We start from the raw sequence: 21,727 nt of genomic DNA, 5'->3' as shown, positions 1-21,727 counted from the left end.
CAATGAATTCACTTAGAGGGCTACTCTTTGGAAAATCGCTTAAACGTATTTTTAGGATCACAGTTTCCTTAAGTTTGTTGGTAACGCTAGTGCCTTTATCGGCAGAAGGAGCCGCAGTAGAATCGACAGAGCTGTCGATAATTACGGATTACCAACCTACCATTAATGAGGTTATAGATGAAAGCGGATTCAAACATCCGGGTGTTGGCCTGACTAAGGATATTCTTGAGAATATTAGGACACAGGTACGGGCGCAAAAAGAACCCTGGATCACTTATTATAATCAAATGCTCCTGTCTCCGGCGGCTTCGAGGACGGTCACTTCTAATAATCAAAGTGGTGCGGATCCGTTGAAACCAGCGAGCGATGCTTTTAATAGCCAAGGCTTTAATTCAAGATTTATAGCGGATGGGTTGAAGGCTTATACACAAGCTCTATTGTATGTAATATCGGGTGATGAGGTTTACAGAGCTAATGCCATGCATATTATCCGGATTTGGTCACAGATGGACCCTGAGAAATACGTGTATTTTAATGATGCACATATTCATACAGGAATTCCACTTAATCGAATGGTTACTGCAGCGGAAATCTTAAGGTACACAAGTACTCCAACTGAAGAGCTGAAATGGACGGAAAAAGATGTCGCTGATTTTGCGAATAATCTTATTAATCCGGTTATTGAAACGTTCCAACACACCAATGATCGTTTTATGAACCAGCATCTTTATCCGCTGCTTGGAGCTATGTCAGGTTATATTTTTACAGGAAATAAAGATAGGTACAATGAGGGAGTTGAATGGTTTACCGTCAATAAAACCGCTGTCGATCAGGGGCAAAATGGCGCGATAAAAGCTTTATTCAGATGGGTTGATACAAATATTGTAACAGGGGAAAAAGTTAATCCTCCCGTAGTTCAGCATGTTGAAATGGGCAGAGATCAGGCGCATGGCGCTGGGGATATAACGAATGTAGAGATTTTATCACGTTTATTATTGGCTCAGGAAACAAAAGTAGATCCGGTAGAGGGGACTGTTTCTAGTACGCCAAATGCGGTGGGTCCGTATGAATTTCTAGATCAACGGATATTAAAAGCTGCCGACTACTTTGCACAGTATATGATTGGCCATGATACACCATGGATTCCAGTGGCGGCACATACAGATGTAAATGGAAATCCAACGATTATCTATAAACACTTGGCTGGCGGTTACAGGGGGAGAATTGGCGGTAATGTCTATGACCTTTATTATTATTATAAATATACAGCTGGAATAAATATGGAGGTTGAAGCTCCTTATTTTAGCGAGATGTTTGCTAAGCGATTGCCTTTCTATTGGGAGTCTCCGGATGGAGGCGGGGATTATTGGCTGTACATTCCTAAAGAAGCAGAGGGCGAGGGTACGCTTAATTTGCCGAAGCTGATAACGAATCCAGATTTGAGAGAACTAGAAGACCGGTATACGAAGCTTGATGGTCACTCCACCACAAAACAAGAAGGAGACACTACTTACGTTGAAATTACCGCAACAGATGAGGGCAGTAAAATTGCTTTTGTGGGGGCAAGCAGCGGCGAACGAACCATTGCTTTTAAGATTCGGACTAATGGCATAGCAACCATGGAGGTGTTTGGCGATACCGTTACACTGCCTGATACAAAGGGGCAATGGAGGTATATCCAGTATGCGTTCAATGAGTTCCAAGGCTTCAGCGATCTTGTTTATTTTAATGTAAAAGGAAATGGGACAACAGTCGATATTGACCATATTAATTTAAAAGCTGGGGCACAGCTTACCCCTCCAGTATTTACATCAGGAAGAGCACCAGTATCTTTTTTTACCTATGAGGGATCTATAGCGGCAATTCAATTTGATTTCTCTGCGACAGACGCAGGTGCAACGGATGTTGTTGCCTATCAAGCGGATCAATTACCTGAGGGCGCACTGTTCAATGAAACTTCAGGTGTGTTCTCTTGGTCTGGAGCACATGCGGGAACGTACTCCTTTGTAGTGAGTGCCTCAGATGGTACTTCGGTTACAACCAAGGATGTTACTGTTGTAGTAGCGAATGATCGGCAATCTGCCGTCAACGCCGTCATTTCTCCTTATCATGCTGATGTGCCTTACATTTCGGCAACGTTAGCTTACTATAAGCAAGTGCATGCTGAGGTAATGGATGTAATTACTAATGCCACTGACGAGATCTTCTATCAGAAGTTGTTTGACCTGAATCTTGCAGTGCAAAGTCTTAAAGAATTGACGCCATTAATGAAAGATGGAAGTGTTAATTTTACGAATATGTTTGTTAGCTCAACCTTTGGTAATGCAGTCCCGAATCTGCTGGACAACACAAATGATAGTTTTGTGGGGTATTATACAGCGCAGGATCGGGCGCATTACATGGATTTAGGACCGGATTTTCAAATATCAGCAGAAAGCTTTGAGCTTCAGGTAAGAGCCAGTTTTCCGGAGAGAATTGGCGGCGTTGCAATGTTCGGATCGAATGACAAAGAAAATTGGACCCGCTTAACCCCCGGTTTGACAACAGTTACTGAAGAGATGCAGAGACTAGAGGTTCAAGCAGGCCTGGAGCATGAAAAATTCCGATTTTTGAAAATGGAAATGATAAAGCCTTCGAGTACTATGCTGGAAATTGCTGAATTTAGAATCTTTGGCCAGCGGTATGAGACAGTAAATCAATTAGAGTCCGTGTCTATTCATTCGGACCAAAGCTTAAGAAATCGAATTATACCAGGGGATACGATTCAATTATCCTTTAAATCTACAGAAATGATCCATAATGTCACGGCCAATATACAGGGTCAACCTGTTGAAGTCAGTTCTGTGGACAATATCAACTGGACAGCTAAGCTTGTGGTGAATGAAAATGTTCCATCAGGTACTGTGAAATTTAAGATTAATTATAAAACGGCAGCTGGAGAGGATGCAGTAGAGACTATTTTTACAACAGATGGTTCTACCTTATTCATTGCAGATCAGACAGGACTTGTCGCTAATGTGCTTGAGATAGCAAATCTAATCGATTCCAGTGGAAGAAATCCGGCTGATCTTTTGGCAACAGCAAAAGTTTTATTTGATAATCATTTAGGTTCCATCACTGATTTTCGTTTAAATGGCAGTGGTTATGGTGCATATCTAACCTTTGACTTTAAAGAAGGCGGCCAGGCATTGCTGTCTAGGGTAGAAGTAATCGGAAGGCAAGATAATTATGCGGGCAGAATTAATGGAACAGTGATGCAAGGCTCCAACGACAATGTGACGTGGACTACGATTTCTAATGCAGCCTGGAATACGCCGGAATGGCAGACGCTGACGATTAACAGCACAGAACCCTATCGTTATATCCGCATCACCAATGGGAACAACTGGTATGGAAACATGGCTGAACTACGTTTGAACGGTGATGTTAAAATTAATTCAAAGCTTGATGCGGTGTCTATTAGCTCCGACCAGAGTATCCAGAAACGAATTGTGCCTGGGAACACGGTGAAATTGTCTTTTAAAGCAAGTGATGCAATTAACCAAGTGAATGTCAATATTCAGGGTCAAGTCGCAACCGTTGCTACTGTCGATAAGATCAATTGGACGGCTGAAGCTGTGATGGGCAATAACGTACAACCTGGACCTGTGAACTTTAGTATTAAATACAAGTCAAAGGAGGGAATCGAGGGGCCGGAAAAAACATCAACTACAGATGGTTCATCTCTGTACATTCCCGATGAGACCGAGTTGATTAGGAATGTGCTTGCGATTACTAATTTAAGTGATTCCAGTGGAAGAACACCAACCGATCTCAGGAATGTTGCGGGATCATTATTCGATGGAAATGCAGGCTCAATTACGGATTTTCGGGTAAATGGCAGTGGATATGGAGGATTTATAACGTTTGATTTTAAAGAAGGGAATAGGGTCCAGCTGTCCAAGGCAGAGGTGCTTTCCAGGCAAGATAATTATTTTACACGAATCAATGGGACTGTGGTTCAGGGTTCGAATGATAATACAAGCTGGACGACAATCTCCTCACCTGCAGGAAAAACGATGGATTGGCAGACCTTAAGTATTAGTAACGCAGAAGTCTATCGTTATATCCGGATCTATAATAGTAGTAATTGGTTTGGAAACATGGCAGAATTACGCTTTTATGGTGTAGTGAAAGGGGCAGATCATACAGCTCCGATGACAATGGATGATGCACCACAAGGTTGGACCAACAAGGATACGTTGGTAACCTTCACAGCTACAGATGCGGGCTCTGGTGTTGCGGCAACCTATTTCACTGTAAACGATGGCGAGCAGCAAACCGGGAATTCAGTTATTTTGTCCAATGAAGGAACACATCAGTTAGTTTATTGGAGCGTTGATAGAGAGGGAAATGTGGAACAGCCGCAGAAGACCGCTATGGTGAAGATTGATCGGACTGCACCACAGGTGGTAATTAAAGGAGAGAGTTTCTATACCATAGAGCAGACATTAAACATCACCTGTAGTGCAGCTGATACTGTATCAGGCATCACTTATTCGCCATGTGATTCAACGCTTGCAGATGTTAGAGCGTATACGCTGGAAGCGGGAACTCATAGTGTAACTGCGAAAGCCGAGGATGCGGCGGGCAATGTCGGGTTGGCAGAGCATTCGTATAGTGTATATGTGACATTTGACAGCTTGTCGGCATTAACCGAAACTTTTGCAGCTGAGACGGGCGCTCCAGATTTAGAAAACGTAATCAAATCACTTAAGCAGCAGCTGGCTAACGCAAAAGAAAAAGCTGAGCAGCATGCTGGTGCAGAAGTTCACAGCTTGCTGGAAGCTTTTAATAGTGAAGTGAACCTCCAGAGCAATCAGGTGTTCACTTCTGGGCAGGCAGAGGTTCTAGTCCGTTGGTCACAATGGCTCCAGAATACAACTCCGCTTGCTGGTGGAGCCCCTGGAAAGCCAGTGTTATCTGACAATAATGGGCACGACACCGGGCTTCGCGATGGCAGCTATGCCGTCACGATGAATCTTTGGTGGGGGAACAACGGTACCGAGTTTAAGCTCTATGAAAACGATGTGCTGATTAGTACCCAGATGCTGACGGACAGCTCACCGAATGCGCAGACATTGAGTACGGATATTGTGGGCAAAACAAATGGAACCTACTCGTACACTTGCGAGCTGGTCAACAGCTTCGGCTCGACGACCTGCGATCCGCTTATCCTTACTGTTACCGATGCAGCGCCGGGTAAGCCTACAGTAACCCACGACAACTGGAGCGGCGATGGAACTTACGACGTTGTGATGAATATGTGGTGGGGAACTAATGGTACTGAGTACCGTTTGTACGAGAATGGAGAAGTGATCGACAACCAGACACTAAACACGGCTACCCCTGCGGCTCAGATGAAAGTTACGAAACTTAAAGATAAGGCACCAGGTGTATATGAATATTACGCGGTATTAGTCAATGCATCAGGTGAGACATCTAGCGAGAAAATCACAGTAACTGTCAAGCCAAGAAACTGACCATAGAGCTGATGGAATAGGAAGGCCCTTTCTTCGGGATGACCGAGGGAGGGGCTTTTTCATAGCATTTAAAGGATACTATTGAGGGATTGAGACGTTGAATAACGAACGGGGAATTAGGGAAATCTGTAAATTGACATAACACCTATAGGTGTTATAATAAAAATGAACCCAAAAGGTGTTACATTAAATGAATGCTGGAGGCTATTTATTATGCAAGCTCAAGAACCCTTACAAGAAATTCGTCAAACGGTTTTACTAAATGCGCCAATAGAAAAGGTTTGGAAAGCTGTTGCCACGGCAGAAGGAATGGCAGCCTGGTGGATGCCTAGTACATTCGAGCCTGTTGTTGGGCATGAATTCATCCTGCATGCTGGACAATTCGGAGATTCTCCTTGTAAAGTAACCGAAGTTGATCCTCCGAATCGTGTTGGTTTTAATTGGGGGAAGGATTGGCATCTTGCTTTTGAACTGAAAGAAATCGAAGGGAAAACTGAATTTACCTTGATTCATTCTGGATGGGACCCTGAAAAAGTTACTGAATTTGGACAACCACATTCAATCGTACGCGGCTTTATGAACAGCGGCTGGGAAAAAATCGTCCAAGAAAAACTTCCTGCTTATATCGAGGCTTAATATGCCGGTTGCTGAAGCAGGACATGATGTATTTCAGGCGATAGCAGATCCTACCCGCCGCAGTCTGCTAAAGCTGCTCGCAAATAAGGAAATGTCTATCGCATCTATTACGGATTACTACCCGATCAGCCGAACCGCTGTTAATAAGCATTTACAGGTATTGTCCGATGCGCAGCTTGTTAGCAGTCAGAAAGTCGGACGGGAGACCCGGTATAAGCTTCAGCCAGAACCTTTGCTGGAGCTGCAAGATTGGCTCGCCTTTTTTGAAGGTTACTGGGCTAATAAATTATTTGCGCTTAAAGAATATGTTGAGGCTGACTCAGAGGAGAAGTGATAAACCGGGAGGCGTGAGATCGCGCTCCCCGGTTTTTTGTGTTGTTTAAATTCAGTTTATAAAAGGGAGTTACCATCACAATACAAACTAAAACGTTGGAGGAATTGTAATGGTAAATGAACGCAAAAAAATAATTGAGCCCAACCCTGGAGAGTGGGCCGTCGAAGCGCGTGGGCTCGTCAAAACCTTTGGTGACAATCGCGCAGTTGATGGAGTAAATCTAAACGTTAAGGCAGGCACGATTTACGGCGTTCTTGGTCCCAATGGGGCAGGAAAGACGACGGTAATTCGGATGCTGGCTACGTTACTTCGTCCGGATGCGGGGTCGGCGCGAATCTTCGGGCATGATGTGGTAAAGGAGTCGCAGATTGTTCGGCAATTGATAGGGGTTACGGGACAATATGCTTCTGTAGATGAGTCACTTAGTGCTACAGAGAATCTGATTATCTTTTCACGTCTTTTAGGGTTAGGGCGGGCAGAGGCGCGGCAAAAGGCAGCGGAGTTGTTAGAAGAGTTTGGTCTGACAGAGGCGGCGAAACGGCCGCTTCGAAATTTCTCTGGCGGTATGCGCCGACGTCTGGATCTTGCAGCGAGTCTGATTGCCCAGCCTCCGCTTATCTTTTTGGATGAACCAACAACAGGTCTGGACCCACGGACACGTTCGCAAATGTGGGATACCATTCGTCGGTTGGTGAACACAGGATCAACAGTGCTGTTAACTACGCAGTATCTTGAAGAAGCCGATCAGCTGGCAGACCGTATTGCAGTTATTGATCATGGTCATGTCGTTGCAGAAGGCACCGTGGATGAGCTAAAAGCTTCAGTGGGCACCACCTCGCTGCACTTAAAAGTCCAAAATCTTAAAGATATCGCTCAAGCGCGCCGGATTGTGGAACATGTGCTGCATATCCAGTCTATTGTGCCGAATGAGGCTGGAAAAATTACTGCACCGATGGCGAACGCTGATTTAGTCACTGATTTGCTTATTGCTCTCCGCGAATCGGGGATTCCACTTGCGGAGATGAGTGTGCAGAAACCGACGCTTGATGAAGTGTTTTTGACGATCACTGGCCATGGAGTTACAGATGAGGCGTCCCAAGCGTCACAAGAATCAATTAATAAGGAGGCAGCAAGAGCATGAGTATGAGAACTTCTACTATTAGTCCAGGTGCGACCCGACAATTGAAAAACCATACGAGCTTCAAACAATCTGTTCGTAACTCGTTAACGATGGCTTATCGCGGGATATTGAAAATCCGTCGTACACCCGAGCAACTGTTTGATGTAACGCTGCAGCCAATTATTTTCACATTAATGTTTACTTATATTTTTGGTGGAGCCATATCAGGAGATGTAGTGAGCTATTTGCCCGTTATTATTCCTGGTATTCTAGTGCAGACTGTAATCACGACCTCCATCGTCACTGGTGTCCAACTGCGGGAAGACATGGATAAAGGGGTGTTTGACCGCTTTAAGTCATTGCCGATTGCCCGAATAGCCCCATTAGCCGGAGCTTTGTTGGCAGACACGATTCGATATACGATCGCTACTGTGCTTACTTTTGTCATGGGCTATATTATGGGTTACCGACCTGATGGCGGTCTGGAGCATGTCGCAATTGCTGCGCTTTTGGTTATTTTCTGCTCCTGGTCGATTAGCTGGATTTTCGCTTTCTTTGGTGTGATTGCCCGAACCGCTTCCAGCGTACAAGGGATATCAATGATTGTGCTGTTCCCACTCACTTTTCTATCCAACGCCTTCGTGCCTGTAGATACGATGCCTAACTGGCTGCAATGGTTTGTCAAAGTTAATCCAATCTCGCATCTTGTGTCAGCTGTCCGTCAGCTTGCTAACTCTGGAACTGTAGGCTGGGATTTCGCTATCTCACTTATCGGAGCCGCTGTGATTGTTGCGGTTTTTGCACCTATTACTGTGCGTGCATATATGCGCCGGACATAATTAGAGAGATGAAGAAGCGGCAGAAATGCCGTTTTTTTTGTGTTTTTTTAACATGTTAAAAAAGCCGTGATCTAAGGATATCCCGAGATTACGGCTTAAATTTGTTGAGTAGGGACTTGCAAAGAGGCCTTTTTAGAATTAATTATCTTTTTTAAAGAAGGTATGAATTAAATTGGAGACCGATCTATCATACAATATTTTAGCCGTTTCCTCATTTTGAATATGTCCCCCTAAATGCAGATGAATGACGCCATGCAATGACGCCCACACCAAGTTCACAACAAGGAGAGGATCTTTTTCGTTAATAAATCCTTGTTCGATGGCTTTTGTAATAAGGGCTATCACTTGTTGTAGTGCCGTAAAGATAGCATGTAAGCTTTCCTCCTCCGGTTTGAATTCGCTAAAGGCTCCTCCGAACATAACCATATAATAGCTAGTATGATTCCGTGAGAAATCCCAATAAGCTTGTCCAAGCTCGCGAAGATATAAATTTAGATTGTCTTGTTTTGGAACCGCTTGAAAGGCAGTAGCCAACAATTTACACCCTTGCAGAAAAAGCTCCTTCGCTAAACCTTCCTTGTTTCCAAACAAGTTATAAATGATTTTTGTGGGACATTCCATTTTTTCAGCAACCTTACGGATGGTTACACCTTCGGGTCCGGATTCATGCATAATGGCCGCAGCGGCTTCGATAATGTTCTGTCTTAATGTTTCCGCATGCTGTTGTTTTGCTTTTGGGTAGGTTGTAACAGATTGAGCATCTATAGAGGATATTTTGGACGATTTTTGCATGTAGTTTCACTTCCTTAGAACTTTACTTTAGCTTTTTTTAGATAGCCGTTATTTCTAAACCTTATTTTACTGATGTAGAAGAGAAATAGCCAATAATTAAATGTGTAGAACTTTATTTGACAACGCAACCTCACTTGGATACAATGATTCATATTGAAACACTGTTTCCAAATGATCGTTAAAGGGAGAGATGATAACAATGATTACAATTCAAAATAAATGGACGTTGATTACAGGAGCTTCTTCGGGTATAGGTGAAGCGTTTGCTCGTGAATTTGCCGCCAAAGGTAGTCACTTAATTTTAGTCGCCCGTTCCGAAGATAAATTGATTGCTTTAGCGGAAAAATTAAAAAGTGAATATCGAATACAAGCGGAGGTTATCGTTGCTGATTTATCTCAAGAAGGTTCCCCTGACAGGCTCTATCAACAATGTGTAGAACGTGGCTTGAACGTTGATATTCTTATTAATAATGCAGGTTTTGCTACGTATGGGCTTTTTGAACAACTATCTGGTTCAAGACAACATGAAGAGGTGATGCTAAATGTTTTGGCGGTTGTAGATCTGACCCATTTATTTTTGCCGGAGATGTTAAAAAGAAAAAGCGGAGTGATTATAAACGTTGCATCAACAGCTGCATTTCAACCTCTCCCTAATATGGCTGTATATGGAGCGACAAAAGCTTTTGTATTATCATTTACACAAGCGCTATGGGAGGAAAATCGGAAACGGGGTGTACAATTTCTTGCGTTATGTCCGGGGTCTACGGAAACAGAATTTTTTAATGTCGTGGGAGCCGATGAGGCTTCGGTAGGGAAACGAGACACGCCAGAAAATGTCGTTCAAGTGGCTCTTCGGTCACTTGAGGCTAAAAAAGTATTTGCTGTTCCAGGGTTTGCAAACTATATTTCAGCTCAAATGTCACGTTTTTTCACACGTAAACAAATGCTTTATTTTGTTGGACGTATGCTCCGTACGCGACACTAATAGGTCAACGTATTCAAGTTGGTATATTCCTTAGCAATGATTAACTATTTTAATTATAAAAAAACAACAAAGCAGCGGTTCTCCACAATATTGGAGAACCGCTGTTTTGTGTTTTGACTTGCTGACTTTGACTCCGTTCGCTTGAATTTACATCTACATCACCAATATCAACAGCAACAACATAAACAGCATCAACAAAATAACCAATCGACATCATCACATCGCCGACTCATAGTCATCCACTGTAGTACGGACTCAGATGACGTTATTAGTATGTTTTTCGCAGTTCTAGTGTAGTTTCGGACTCCAGTGCAGCTATTCCCTAGAAAGGGGCTCGAATATGGTGATTTGTGCGCCAATAGGTGCATTGGAGTCCGATAGGATCAGAAAAGTGGGGAATTACTGCGAATAAGTTCAACTGAGTCCGATAGTACCTCGTCCGTCAAAGTAAGGGGAAGTAAACACCTATGTTCTTGGAGTCAACCTTATTGTATTAAGGTTCAAAAAAGGACAACAAACCAGTGTAGGTTGGGCAACAAAAAAATGGGGCAAGTAAGGCAAACGGACCCCAATGACGTTATTAGTATGTTTTTCGCAGTTCTAGTGTAGTTTCGGACTCCAGTGCAGCTATTCCCTAGAAGTGGGCTCGAATATGGTGATTTGTGCACCAATAGGTGCATTGGAGTCCGATAGGATCAGCAAAGTGGGGAATTTCTGAGAATAAGGTCAACTAAGTCCGATAGTACCTCGTCCGCCAAAGTAAGGGGAAGTAAACACCTATGTTCTTGGAGTCAACCTTATTATATTAAGGTTCAAAAAAGGACAACAAACCAGTGTAGGTTGGGCAACAAAAAAATGGGGCAAGTAAGGCAAACGGACCCCAATGACGTTATTAGTATGTTTTTCGCAGTTCTAGTGTAGTTTCGGACTCCAGTGCAGCTATTCCCTAGAAAGGGGCTCGAATCTGGTGATTTGTGCGCCAATAGGTGCATTGGAGTCCGATAGGATCAGCAAAGTGGGGAATTTCTGCGAATAAGGTCAACTGAGTCCGATAGTACCTCGTCCGCCAAAGTAAGAGTAGGTAAACGCCACCGTCTATGCAAACAGCCTACTAGTAAACACCATCGTCCTGCAAACAGCCAATTGGTGAACACCATCGACTTCGCAAACAGCCTACTAGTAAAGCCATCGAACTTTCAGACAAGCTATTGGTGAACACCGTTGACTTAGCAAACATCCTACTAGTAAACACCATCGTCCTGCAAACAGCCAATTGGTGAACACCATCGACTTCGCAAACAGCCTACTAGTAAAGCCATCGAACTTTCAGACAAGCTATTGGTGAACACCATTGATTTAGCATACAGCCTACTAGTAAACCCACGTCCTCGCAAACAACCAACTCGTAAACACCATCGGCCCAGCAAACACTAATGGCCGGCACCTTCGTATAAGTAACTCTGTATTGGAAGCTACATCATGCGCAGACAGCAATTGTGATGTAATCAAGGAAGGTTCGGTCTTCAAATTGTTTTGGCCTATTTTTCCATTAACTACTTCATCTGTCGTAGTAATTGTGATATACTGCAACTACTACGACAGATGAAGTAATCATGGGGGGATATTTTTGATCAGCAGTGATGTTATACGCGGCTACAATGATACGATGATCCTCTACATGCTGCTGGACGGGGAATCTTACGGGTACGAGATTTCCAAAAATATCAGGCAGTTAACGCAGGAGAAATATGTCATGAAGGAGACAACGTTATATTCTGCCTTCACCCGACTGGAGAAAAACGGATATATAGAATCCTTTTATCTGGATGAGAGTCTTGGCAAGCGGCGTACGTATTACCGGATTACCCCTTTGGGTCTCGCCTATTACCGAGAAAAATGTGAGGAATGGAAGGTTACACAGCAAGTTGTAAACCAATTTATCAAGGAGTGGTGATAGAGCATGGAGACGATCATAGTATATCTGGATAATATGTTTGCGGGTCTGCCAAAGACTCCAGAACTGGAACATCTGAAGCAAGAGCTGCTATCCGGGATGGAGGAGAAGTACCTGGAGTTGAAGCTTGCTGGCAAGTCGGAGAATGAGGCGATTGGTATCGTCATATCGGAATTCGGCAATATTGAAGAGCTGACAGCGGAGCTTGGCATCGATCCAGTTGCGCCAGAACAGGCTTTTCCGGTGCTGTCGGAAGAAGAGGTTTACGCTTATGCGGCGGCCAGACGAAGCGCTGGATTATGGACGGGTATCGGCGTTTTTCTCTGCGCATGCGGAGTGGCATTTTTGATCACCCTGGATACAATATTTGAAAATAAGGCTGTTATGAGTGATAAAGGTTCGATGCTGGGGCTGGTCGGAATGTTCGTGCTGGTCGCTATCGCCGTCGGGATGTTTATACACAGCGGAATGAAGCTGGATCGCTTTAAGAGTCTGGAGCAAGGCTTTCAGCTGCCTTATGCTCTAAAGATGGCGCTTCAACGCAGCCAAAGTCTTTATGCTCCGACTTACCGTCTTTCTCTGATTACAGGAGTCTGCCTATGTGTGCTGTCGCCGGCTTTTATCTTCACCACTAGCTATGTCAACGATGACTATGCTCCCTATGGAGTCGCTGCCTTTTTGTTTATTGCGGCTGTGGCGGTGTTTCTGTTCATCTATTATGGGAATATCCAGGGCACTTATACGAAGTTGCTGGAAGAGCCGAATATCACTGCAGAGAAGCAGGAGGAGAACCGATTTGTTGGAGTTGTTGGGGCTGTGTTATGGCCTTTGGCGACGGCGATTTTTCTGTTCACGGGTTTTGTCTATGGGCGCTGGGACGTCAATTGGGCAGTATTCCCAATTGCTGGAGTTCTATCCGGCATGCTAAGCAATGTTCATCATGCCCTGAAACGTAAAGATATCTCCTGATGATGTTGACTGCACTTGTACATTCCTGAACTAGATAGACTATATGTAAGGTATTCTACCAGTAGATTTTGCTGGAAGAATGCCTTTTTTTGTTGAATTTTAACAGGTGAGCTAAATGAGCCCTTTAATATTTTGACATTTAAATTTTAAGTACGGACTTGGACATATGTTGAAAGAAAGAGAATATGAATATACAACAATAATCTTGTTAAAGAGGCGACAATACATTAACTAGTTAGGAGAAATGATCGATGGAATTCGAACTGGGCAGCATTTTGAAACTAGTAAAACGTAGGCTGCTGTTCATTATTGTATTATGTATCGCTGCAGTCGGGCTCGCTGGTAGTGTTAGCTATTACGTTTTACAGCCGAAATACGAGGCGTCAGCTTCTATACTTATTCAAGGGGACAGGCAGCAGAAAGCAATTAATGACATTATGGCCGGACAAAAGCTGGTAACCACTTACGGGGAGATCATTCGAAGCAGCAGGATAGCGGAAGAGGTTGTCAGCAAGCTGCAGCTAAAAATGACAGCGGAAGAGTTACTCAAAAATGTGAAGACAAGAACCAATAGTGAATCACTCGTAACAACGGTAATTGTGACCAATTCAAAAGCTCAACGGGCAACAAATATCGCGAATGGCTTCGGAGAAGCCTTTAATGCAAATATCCAATCGATTATGGGGGTTGAGAATGTTGTATTTCTTGACCGTGCCAAGGTTCCTTCTGATCCTATCTCCCCTAAGCCGGTTTTCAATATGGCTGTTGCCTTCGGATTGGCGCTGATTACCGGGATCGCAATCTCTATCCTCCGGGAATTGATGGAGAAACACGTGAGAAGTGCCAAAGATATTCAGCTTGATTTGCAGCTTCCGCTTCTGGGAACCGTGGGCAAATTAAAGCCACGAAAACGGCGGAATAAAGCGAAAACCAAATCAGCAGAAGGAGCCACCAGTTATGAAGAAGAAAACGCCAAAATTATATTGCCTGGAACAACCGAAGTCATCTAGCGGAGATCAATTCCGAAGCATACGCTCCAATATTCGTTATACCCGCGTTGGTGGAGAGATCCGCTCTTTATTAGTCACAAGCTCGCTTCCGGATGAAGGAAAATCAACGGTAGCCATAAACCTGGCGATTGCCATGGCGGAAGCAGGTAGGACAGTTCTTCTCATTGATGGGGATCTACGTACCCCAACCGTGCATAAGGCATTTGATCTGCCTAATTGGATCGGGCTTAGCAGTATTTTAGTGGATCATACCCGCTTAGAGGATTGCATTATTTCGATTGAGGATGCAGAAGGTTTGTCAGTATTGACCTCTGGTCCGATTTCACCAAATCCCGCTGAATTACTAGGCTCTGAAGGAATGAAGCGATTGTTCGCAGAGCTGAGCGTGCGTTTTGATACGATTGTCATCGACTCATCCTCTGTATTAATGCCATTTTCGGATGCCCTTATTTTGGCAACGTTGACTGAAGGGGTATTGCTAGTTGTGAAATCCGGAAAAGTGCTCTTAAAGCACACGAGTTCTGCCAAGCACTTGTTAGAGCAGCAGGGAGCACATTTACTGGGAGCCGTATTGAATTATCGGAAAAAGAGCAGGCGTTCCAAGATTCGTGGTGAAGATTTTGCCGAGTGGGCCTCTTCTTCAGGAATGGTCTGACGTCTATGTCATTTGCTTCTCTTCGTTATTTGCTCGGGAATATCACTTACGCTGGTGCTCAGTTTGTGATTGTGATCCTGCTGAATAAATTCGGGTCTTCGGCAATCGTGGGGCAATATTCGCTAGGGCTTGCAGTTACTGCTCCGATCTTTATGCTGTCGCATCTACATCTTCGTTCCGTATTAATCGTTGATTCATCGGGGAAATACAGTTTTGGAGACTTTCTGGGCTTACGGCTGATAACAACCGCCCTTGCGTTTACGATTACCGCAGGTTTTTGCATAATGAGTGGTTTGGATTGGAATACAGCATTGGTTATTTTCTTCATCGGTCTGTATAGAATCGTTGAATCAATCAGTGATATTTTATTAGGCATCGTTCAAAAGGAGGAGAGATTAGATCAAATCTCAATCTCCAGAATGGCAAAAGGGTTATTCTCCATTCTAATCTTCATCCTCGTATTTATCCCTACACAGAGCCTTGTTCTTGCCTTGTTAGTCATGATAATCGGATGGTTAGCGATAACGATTGGATATGATGCTCGTAAAGCGAGAATATACACTTCTCTCAGGCCACTCTTCAACAAAAGAAGCCTATGGAGTTTACTGATCGTCAGTTCACCGCTAGGCGTGGTATTGGCGTTGATGTCGTTAAATACGAATATCCCATTATACGCGATTTCCTATTTTAAAGGGGAGCATGACTTAGGTATTTATGCTTCACTCTCATATATGATTGTTGCCTGCAATGTTGTCGTCACCGCACTTGGTGAAGCCATAACACCACGTCTTGCCAGGTGGCACGCAGGCGGGAGACACAAGGAGTTTGTCGCTTTACTCAGCCGAATGATAGCGATGGGTTTGGGGTTTAGTGCGGTCGCTTGTTTGATAGGGTGGTTGTTTGGCCACAAGCTGTTAACCTTATTATTCAGTTCGGACGTGGCAGGAGAGTTAGGGTTGTTTCATTGGCTGCTGGCGTCCACCATGCTGGTATTTATTTCATCCTACCTGTGGTATGCCATAACGGCTACCGGAAGGTACAAAGCCCAGATTCCATTGTTTCTGTGTACAGCCTTCACTAATGGCTTGTGTTGTCTGATCTTCGTACCTCATTACGGGGTAGTAGGTGCTGCGATGGGAGCTAGTTCGTCGTTATTTGTACAGATGATTGGCAGTGTAGTTGTGCTGTATCGTGTCCTCGGAAAGGTAAGAAATCGGGAACAGTCGGAAGCGGCAGCATAAGTTCTTTGTTAGGAAAGTAGGAAAGTAGGAAAGTAGGGACTTGTATGACATCTGTATCTGTTGTAGGGAAGCCCTACACCATGCACAATTTATTTCTGTTTGCGGTCATGGGGTATATCATATGCCTTCCGGCACAGATTGATTTTGGTGGAGCCTTCCGTATCGCCCCCTCGGATCTCTTCTTAATGTTAGGTTTATTTGCCGCTGGATTCCATCTCAAATTGGACCGGAGGATATTCAGTTCATGGCATTGGGGCATGCTGTTCATTTTTGTTCTAGCTTCCTTTGTATCCATTTGGCGCAACGGCTTCATAACCCAATACGCCTTACTGCAAAAAGATATTGGATTCATTCTCCTTTTGTTGACCTACATCATGCTTGTGCAAGCAGTAGATAGCTGGGAACGGTTATATAAGATGCTCCGATTTTTCCTGATTAGTGTGCTGCTCTTAAATGGTGTTGCCCTATTTGCTTTTTTCAGTGCAGTAAAGGTTCCGTTCATGGTGCAAGACGGGCGGTTGTCCGGCATGTTAATTGATCCCAATGCATACGGGGGATTGCTGGTGACGGCTTTTGCCATTCATATCATGACGAGTGGGGAGAAGATAAGACTGCTGCGGGGATGGGTCAGCATACTAGCGACGATAAGCTTAGCCGGGGGCATTATGATGACTTTCTCGCGCTCGTCATGGATTGGTCTCTTCCTTGTATTACTTACACTTTTGATTACCAAACCTTCCAGACTGATCAAGATCGGAATGGGGTTTGGTGTGGCATTTATAGCTCTGCTGCTGTATAAAGGCACCGCTTATCTAAATGTGCTGGAGTCTATGTCCAGCAGACCTTCCCAGATTCAGTCGCGTCTTGACATCATTGACAAAGCGGTGGATTGGATCGCACAAAGTCCGTTATTAGGCATTGGGCTTGGTTCCTATAATTACGAACTGCGCATTATTATCCACAACACCCCTATATGGTTTTTGACTGAATTCGGCTTATTGGGCTTGATTGTATATGGCGGATTTATGGTTTGGTTCTTCATTGTGGGGATCCGTTCTTATCGTGCGGCAGATCCAATTCATAGACCAATTATTATGGCATTGCTGCTGTCCCATGCGGCGATGATTGGGTTATCGATGGGCATTGAGGCGTTATTCCAGCGGTATTGGTGGTTCATGATGGCGATGAACGGAGCTTGCATCCGGTTAACAGACAAAAAACTGAAAGGAGAGATGCCCTATCGAACCCAACACGTTGAAAGGTCAACTGGGCGCAAGCTTCGACAACGAGCAGAGCAACCTTAATAAAAGCTCAAGTAAGGACATCGGGAGTGTTCCAGCTGAGGGCGGCTTACAAGCAAAGGTTGCTTTTGTTGCCTCCATATATGGGCATTTCGAGAGTTTTCATTTACCTTACATGGCGTTATTACAGCAAAAAGGGTGTGAAGTCCATGCTTACGCTCAGCCGGGTGAAGCCAGACAGCGCTTGGAACAGCGGGGAATTGTATGTCACGACGTACCTATACAACGAAGTCCTTTACAGTTGAAGAATTGGACGGCTCTGCGGATCTTAACTAAAAGCTTTCAAGCGGAAAAATTTCAGTTCGTCCATGTACATACACCCGTGTCTTCAATTCTCGGACGGATTGCAGCCCATAGAGCAGGTGTCCCTAGCGTACTGTATACAGCTCATGGTTTTCATTTTTTTAAAGGTGCTCCTTTTCTGAACTGGATGCTTTATTATCCATTGGAGTATTTGATGGCTCGTTGGACGGATGTACTGATCACTATTAATAGTGAAGATTATGAGCGCGCTCAGAAATTCCCTGTGCGAAAAAAAGTAACTTATGTGAGTGGAGTCGGGCTTGATCTTCAGGTATACGGTAGCGGTGAAGGGGATAAAGAAGCTGCAAAAATGAAGGGGGAAAGTCGTCACCAGCTATTTGATTTACCTAACAGTGACAGTGATAATCCTTCATTCGTTGTTCTCTGCGTCGCTGAGTTAAATGCTAACAAAAACCAAAAACAGTTGATCGAAGCACTACATCATTTGGGTGATCAAGCAAGCGATATTCATCTAGCATTCGCAGGTACAGGTCCTTTTGAGCAAACCCTTTTAGAACTTGCTACTCGGTTAGGGGTTAGGGAACAGGTGCATTTTCTCGGATTCCGAAGAGATATACCGGATTTGCTACAAGCGTGTGATGTTGCGGCACTCGTGTCCTATCGTGAGGGGTTACCCCGGGCGATTATGGAGGCGATGGCAGCAGGCAAACCCGTGATCGGCACACATATTCGGGGCATTCGCGATTTGATTGAGCATGAGTCAACGGGCATGTTGGTACCAGTAGAAGATATTGCCGCTACGGCAAAAGCACTGGTTCAACTGCGAGCGGACGCAGCTTTGACCGCAGCAATGGGTAAGGCGAACAAGGACAGGATTATTCGCTATGGATTGCCAGCGGTGCTTCGTGAAATGGACTCGATTTATATAGAAGCGCTTAAAGAATCAGGGATAAAGGCATTTCCGACTGAATTGCAACCGGGTCTGACAGCAGATAGATAATTCATTCTCGCATATACGACAACAAACGAATAAACGAATAATTAGTTAATTAGGGAGAAAGAAGTGATGAAAATGCGGATCGTACGTTTAGTCATGTTGGATGCGGGAATTATAGCGGCTTCAGTATGGCTTGTGTTTTTACTTCGGTTTGATTTTCAAATCCCTGAGCAGTACATGTGGATGCTTCCGTGGGCGATACTCATTCACATTACGGTGTACGCAGCGTTCTCATTTGGATTCAAGGTGTATAACAATATCTGGCGATACACCGGTATAGGTGAGTTATTACAGCTGCTAAAAGTGAGTGCTTTAACACTTTGCGGAGTGGTCGCTGTCAATGTATCTGCGCATGTATTCGTCCCTTCCTATCGATTGCCGATTTCGATTTATTTTGCAGCGGGATACGTATTTCTCGGCATTTCCGGCTTACGTTTAGTTAACCGCCTCATTAACGATAGATTCGAAGCACCGGGAACAAAGGGTTCATCCGAAGGCAATCTGCTAATCGTAGGGGCAGGGAAAGCAGGCATCCTCGTTACCAAAGATATCAAGCATTCAAGATTTAAATTTATGAACCCAGTAGCTTTCATAGATGATGATATCTCTAAGCAAAAGCTGGAGCTTATGGGGTTGCCGATTGTCGGTAACCGTAACTTCATTCCCCAGGCAGTCGAGCAGCTGGACATTTCGTTCATTATCATCGCTTTGCCTACGGCTCCTCAAAAGGAATTACTGGAGATCATCGAAATCTGCAAATCTACCAAAGCTCAGATCAAGTTAATGCCTAGTATGACCGATATTTTGGACGGGAAAATGGCCATTAACATGATCCGTGAAGTATCCGTAAATGATTTGCTGGGGAGAAGCCCCGTAGAAATTAATACGGAAGAGATCCGTGAGAATTTGGGAAGCGAGTGTATTCTCATCACGGGTGCAGGCGGTTCAATTGGTTCGGAGTTATGCCGGCAATTGGCTGCGTATCGTCCAAAGGAAATGCTGCTTTTGGGGCATGGAGAAAATAGCATTTATCTCATTGAACAAGAGTTGCGGCAGTTATATCCGGATCAGATCATTCATCCCATTATAGCGGACATTCAGGATGTATCGCGGATCGATAACGTTTTTCAAAAATTCCGCCCCTCCATTGTGTATCATGCCGCTGCTCACAAGCATGTTCCTCTTATGGAGATGAATCCAGTAGAGGCAGTTAAAAATAATGTGATCGGCACAAGGAATGTAGCGGAAGCGAGTGCTAAATATGGCGTTAAACGGTTCATCCTCATCTCATCGGATAAGGCGGTCAATCCTACCAGTGTTATGGGGGCCACGAAACGAGCCGCGGAAATGATCATTAATGATCAGAATTCCTTAAGCAAGACGGTTTTTGCCGCTGTGCGTTTTGGTAATGTGCTGGGCAGCCGGGGCAGTGTCATTCCGTTATTCAAAAGACAAATCGAAAACGGCGGCCCGGTGACAGTTACACATATGGATATGGTGCGTTACTTCATGACGATACCCGAAGCGGTACAGTTGGTTATTCAAGCAAGTGTGCTGGCACAAGGGGGAGAAGTGTTTGTGCTGGATATGGGTAAGCCAGTTCGTATATACGATCTAGCGAGGGATTTAATCCGCTTGTCGGGTCTCGAGCCTGACAAAGATATTCCCATTGTGGTCACTGGCATTCGTCCTGGAGAAAAATTGTTTGAGGAGCTTTTGACTGAAGAAGAAGGGTTATTGGTCACTAACAACTACCGTATTATGATTAGCCGCCCGCAAAGTGTCTCCAGATCTGAACTGAATTTGGTGTTGGGGGTTCTGGAGAACTTGTGCAAACGGTATGAACTGATGCCAAGCAGTCATCAGATCAAAAAACTGTTAAAGCAGCTAATTCCAAGCTATTCGGGCTTTCAGGAAGAACCGCAGTTGGGCACACATGATCTTGAACGCATCAAATCCGAAGTTCATGCGGGAATCTGACCCATGAAGTCGACTAAGCATTCATGGATGACAAGATTATGGGGAAAGCGCGACAAGCCAATTACAGGTAAACGTTCACGCATGCGGCGGGTGGGACGATACAGCTTGATTGTTATTCTTGTTGTGGTTGTAGTTGGGGGGATTTGGATTGGAGGCATATTGAATCCAGAGCATCGTTTTAATAAGGCGATTCTTAACCCCTTGACGATCCCTAGCTCTAATGTGGTTATGGACAATGAAGAGATGGTGCAGCCGCTCAGCACACCAGCCCCACAAGCGCAAACGGATGAGCTTATCCCTTCAACGCCTACACAGACCCCAGCTACAGCATCGACATCCCCAGCAGACAAGAAAAGCTCATCCTTTAATGTAGTGCTGATTGGAACAGACACTTGGGGCGGAGAAAGCTCGCGGGCAGATACGATTATGGTTGCCCATGTGATGCCGGATCAACGGAAGGTGAATATCGTATCTGTGCCGCGGGACACGCGGGTTTTTGTGCAAAATGTCGGTTATACCAAGATCAATCATGCACATATCGTTGGTGAGACAAAGGGTGGGAATCAGCAGGGTACGCTGACACTGATTCAAGCCGTTAGTGATTTTATGAATATTCCTATTCATTACTACATCAAGACGAACTTCTCCGGTGTTCGTGATTTCATCGATTCGATCGGCGGGATCGATATGCAAATTGATCAGGATGTGACCATCACTCCGGAGATCACCATCAAGAAAGGTGAGCAGCATCTGGATGGTGCACACACGCTTTATTTAGCAAGGGAGCGCTACTCGACTCCGGAGGGTGACTTTAGCCGCCAACGGGAGCAATTCAATATCGTTCGGGCTGTAGCTAAAAAGCTATTAAGTCCGGAGCATATTCCTGATCTAGCGGGACTGCTACTGCGTGAAAAGAAAGACATTATTGATACGAGTTTTAGTGACAGTGATTTGATGAGCTTAGCTTGGCTATTCAAGGGAATGGATTCCTCGGATTTTGCTTACGAACAGATTCCTGGCCATAACAGCTCTGCTCTAGATCCGCTCGTCCGAACCAAAGTGTATTATTGGAGTGCAAATTCGGAAGAGGTAAAGTCACTTACAGAACGTCTTTTTACGGAATAAGAG

The 21,727-nt window shown here is 44.5% G+C and carries 17 protein-coding genes; 15 read left to right on the top strand and 2 right to left on the bottom strand.

Annotated features, from left to right (window positions below; all coding sequences use genetic code 11):
* The first annotated feature begins 2 nt into the window (after positions 1-2).
* The 5 genes from MKZ09_RS20515 to MKZ09_RS20495 all read left to right on the top strand — a co-directional run bounded on the left by MKZ09_RS20515 (position 3) and on the right by MKZ09_RS20495 (position 8,451).
* Positions 3-5,522 (top strand): discoidin domain-containing protein, encoded by a 5,520-nt coding sequence (locus tag MKZ09_RS20515; protein WP_076201812.1) that lies wholly within the window; start codon positions 3-5, stop codon positions 5,520-5,522.
* A 213-nt stretch (positions 5,523-5,735) separates the two neighbouring features.
* On the top strand, positions 5,736-6,158 hold the full coding sequence (locus tag MKZ09_RS20510) for an SRPBCC family protein (RefSeq protein ID WP_076138510.1): 423 nt from the start codon (positions 5,736-5,738) through the stop codon (positions 6,156-6,158).
* 1 nt (position 6,159) lies between these two features.
* On the top strand, positions 6,160-6,492 hold the full coding sequence (locus MKZ09_RS20505) for an ArsR/SmtB family transcription factor (protein ID WP_076138509.1): 333 nt from the start codon (positions 6,160-6,162) through the stop codon (positions 6,490-6,492).
* 109 nt (positions 6,493-6,601) lie between these two features.
* Positions 6,602-7,633 carry an ATP-binding cassette domain-containing protein gene (locus tag MKZ09_RS20500; protein WP_076201815.1) on the top strand — a complete coding sequence of 344 codons (1,032 nt, stop codon included), beginning with the start codon at positions 6,602-6,604 and terminating at the stop codon, positions 7,631-7,633.
* A gap of 2 nt (positions 7,634-7,635) precedes the next feature.
* Positions 7,636-8,451, top strand: coding sequence for an ABC transporter permease (locus MKZ09_RS20495; RefSeq protein WP_076201871.1), 816 nt, complete (start codon positions 7,636-7,638; stop codon positions 8,449-8,451).
* Positions 8,452-8,589: 138 nt separating this feature from the next.
* Here MKZ09_RS20495 and MKZ09_RS20490 read toward each other — a convergent pair whose 3' ends face one another.
* Positions 8,590-9,243 carry a TetR/AcrR family transcriptional regulator gene (locus MKZ09_RS20490; RefSeq protein ID WP_076201817.1) on the bottom strand — a complete coding sequence of 218 codons (654 nt, stop codon included), beginning with the start codon at positions 9,241-9,243 and terminating at the stop codon, positions 8,590-8,592.
* 199 nt (positions 9,244-9,442) lie between these two features.
* Here MKZ09_RS20490 and MKZ09_RS20485 point away from each other — a divergent pair, with 199 nt between their 5' ends.
* Positions 9,443-10,228: an SDR family NAD(P)-dependent oxidoreductase gene (locus tag MKZ09_RS20485; RefSeq protein WP_076201820.1), complete on the top strand. Its 786-nt coding sequence runs from the start codon at positions 9,443-9,445 to the stop codon at positions 10,226-10,228.
* A 49-nt stretch (positions 10,229-10,277) separates the two neighbouring features.
* On the opposite strand, the gene MKZ09_RS20480 is transcribed toward MKZ09_RS20485, so the two are convergent.
* Entirely contained in the window at positions 10,278-10,448 is a 171-nt protein-coding gene (locus MKZ09_RS20480; protein ID WP_341041221.1) for a hypothetical protein, read from the bottom strand.
* Between the two features lie 1,407 nt (positions 10,449-11,855).
* Between MKZ09_RS20480 and MKZ09_RS20475 the strand changes: the two genes are divergently transcribed.
* The 9 genes from MKZ09_RS20475 (at position 11,856) to MKZ09_RS20435 (ending at position 21,724) form a co-directional block, all read left to right on the top strand.
* Positions 11,856-12,182 (top strand): PadR family transcriptional regulator, encoded by a 327-nt coding sequence (locus MKZ09_RS20475; RefSeq protein WP_076129753.1) that lies wholly within the window; start codon positions 11,856-11,858, stop codon positions 12,180-12,182.
* A 6-nt stretch (positions 12,183-12,188) separates the two neighbouring features.
* A complete protein-coding gene (locus MKZ09_RS20470; RefSeq protein ID WP_076133886.1) occupies positions 12,189-13,151 on the top strand; it encodes a permease prefix domain 1-containing protein in 963 nt (320 codons plus the stop codon).
* A 251-nt stretch (positions 13,152-13,402) separates the two neighbouring features.
* Positions 13,403-14,161 (top strand): YveK family protein, encoded by a 759-nt coding sequence (locus MKZ09_RS20465; RefSeq protein ID WP_076200642.1) that lies wholly within the window; start codon positions 13,403-13,405, stop codon positions 14,159-14,161.
* The gene (locus MKZ09_RS20460) at positions 14,109-14,816 is read left to right on the top strand and encodes a CpsD/CapB family tyrosine-protein kinase (protein ID WP_076133884.1); all 708 of its coding nucleotides are present in this window, start codon (positions 14,109-14,111) and stop codon (positions 14,814-14,816) included. Before MKZ09_RS20465 ends, MKZ09_RS20460 begins: the two co-directional genes overlap by 53 nt.
* A gap of 5 nt (positions 14,817-14,821) precedes the next feature.
* Positions 14,822-16,057 carry an oligosaccharide flippase family protein gene (locus tag MKZ09_RS20455; protein WP_076200645.1) on the top strand — a complete coding sequence of 412 codons (1,236 nt, stop codon included), beginning with the start codon at positions 14,822-14,824 and terminating at the stop codon, positions 16,055-16,057.
* An 80-nt stretch (positions 16,058-16,137) separates the two neighbouring features.
* Positions 16,138-17,361, top strand: a complete 1,224-nt coding sequence (locus MKZ09_RS20450; protein ID WP_076200648.1) for an O-antigen ligase family protein — start codon at positions 16,138-16,140, stop codon at positions 17,359-17,361.
* Positions 17,312-18,622: a glycosyltransferase family 4 protein gene (locus tag MKZ09_RS20445; protein WP_081394120.1), complete on the top strand. Its 1,311-nt coding sequence runs from the start codon at positions 17,312-17,314 to the stop codon at positions 18,620-18,622. The genes MKZ09_RS20450 and MKZ09_RS20445 overlap by 50 nt, the downstream gene beginning before the upstream one ends.
* Positions 18,623-18,688: 66 nt before the next feature.
* The gene (locus MKZ09_RS20440; RefSeq protein WP_076200651.1) at positions 18,689-20,599 is read left to right on the top strand and encodes a polysaccharide biosynthesis protein; all 1,911 of its coding nucleotides are present in this window, start codon (positions 18,689-18,691) and stop codon (positions 20,597-20,599) included.
* A 3-nt stretch (positions 20,600-20,602) separates the two neighbouring features.
* The gene (locus tag MKZ09_RS20435) at positions 20,603-21,724 is read left to right on the top strand and encodes an LCP family protein (RefSeq protein ID WP_341041219.1); all 1,122 of its coding nucleotides are present in this window, start codon (positions 20,603-20,605) and stop codon (positions 21,722-21,724) included.
* Positions 21,725-21,727 lie beyond the last annotated feature (3 nt).

The organism is Paenibacillus sp. FSL R5-0908 (assembly GCF_038006245.1).
Classification (GTDB): domain Bacteria; phylum Bacillota; class Bacilli; order Paenibacillales; family Paenibacillaceae; genus Paenibacillus_AQ; species Paenibacillus_AQ odorifer.
This window is presented reverse-complemented; position numbering and strand designations above follow the sequence as displayed.

What these genes read in the sequence shown, in the direction of transcription:
- MKZ09_RS20515 (WP_076201812.1), top strand. Translation starts at nt 3, where the DNA reads ATGAATTCACTTAGAGGGCTACTCTTTGGAAAATCGCTTAAACGTATT.
- MKZ09_RS20510 (WP_076138510.1), top strand. Translation starts at nt 5,736, where the DNA reads ATGCAAGCTCAAGAACCCTTACAAGAAATTCGTCAAACGGTTTTACTA.
- MKZ09_RS20505 (WP_076138509.1), top strand. Translation starts at nt 6,160, where the DNA reads ATGCCGGTTGCTGAAGCAGGACATGATGTATTTCAGGCGATAGCAGAT.
- MKZ09_RS20500 (WP_076201815.1), top strand. Translation starts at nt 6,602, where the DNA reads ATGGTAAATGAACGCAAAAAAATAATTGAGCCCAACCCTGGAGAGTGG.
- MKZ09_RS20495 (WP_076201871.1), top strand. Translation starts at nt 7,636, where the DNA reads ATGAGAACTTCTACTATTAGTCCAGGTGCGACCCGACAATTGAAAAAC.
- MKZ09_RS20490 (WP_076201817.1), bottom strand. Translation starts at nt 9,243, where the DNA reads ATGCAAAAATCGTCCAAAATATCCTCTATAGATGCTCAATCTGTTACA.
- MKZ09_RS20485 (WP_076201820.1), top strand. Translation starts at nt 9,443, where the DNA reads ATGATTACAATTCAAAATAAATGGACGTTGATTACAGGAGCTTCTTCG.
- MKZ09_RS20470 (WP_076133886.1), top strand. Translation starts at nt 12,189, where the DNA reads ATGGAGACGATCATAGTATATCTGGATAATATGTTTGCGGGTCTGCCA.
- MKZ09_RS20465 (WP_076200642.1), top strand. Translation starts at nt 13,403, where the DNA reads ATGGAATTCGAACTGGGCAGCATTTTGAAACTAGTAAAACGTAGGCTG.
- MKZ09_RS20460 (WP_076133884.1), top strand. Translation starts at nt 14,109, where the DNA reads ATGAAGAAGAAAACGCCAAAATTATATTGCCTGGAACAACCGAAGTCA.
- MKZ09_RS20455 (WP_076200645.1), top strand. Translation starts at nt 14,822, where the DNA reads ATGTCATTTGCTTCTCTTCGTTATTTGCTCGGGAATATCACTTACGCT.
- MKZ09_RS20450 (WP_076200648.1), top strand. Translation starts at nt 16,138, where the DNA reads ATGCACAATTTATTTCTGTTTGCGGTCATGGGGTATATCATATGCCTT.
- MKZ09_RS20440 (WP_076200651.1), top strand. Translation starts at nt 18,689, where the DNA reads ATGAAAATGCGGATCGTACGTTTAGTCATGTTGGATGCGGGAATTATA.
- MKZ09_RS20435 (WP_341041219.1), top strand. Translation starts at nt 20,603, where the DNA reads ATGAAGTCGACTAAGCATTCATGGATGACAAGATTATGGGGAAAGCGC.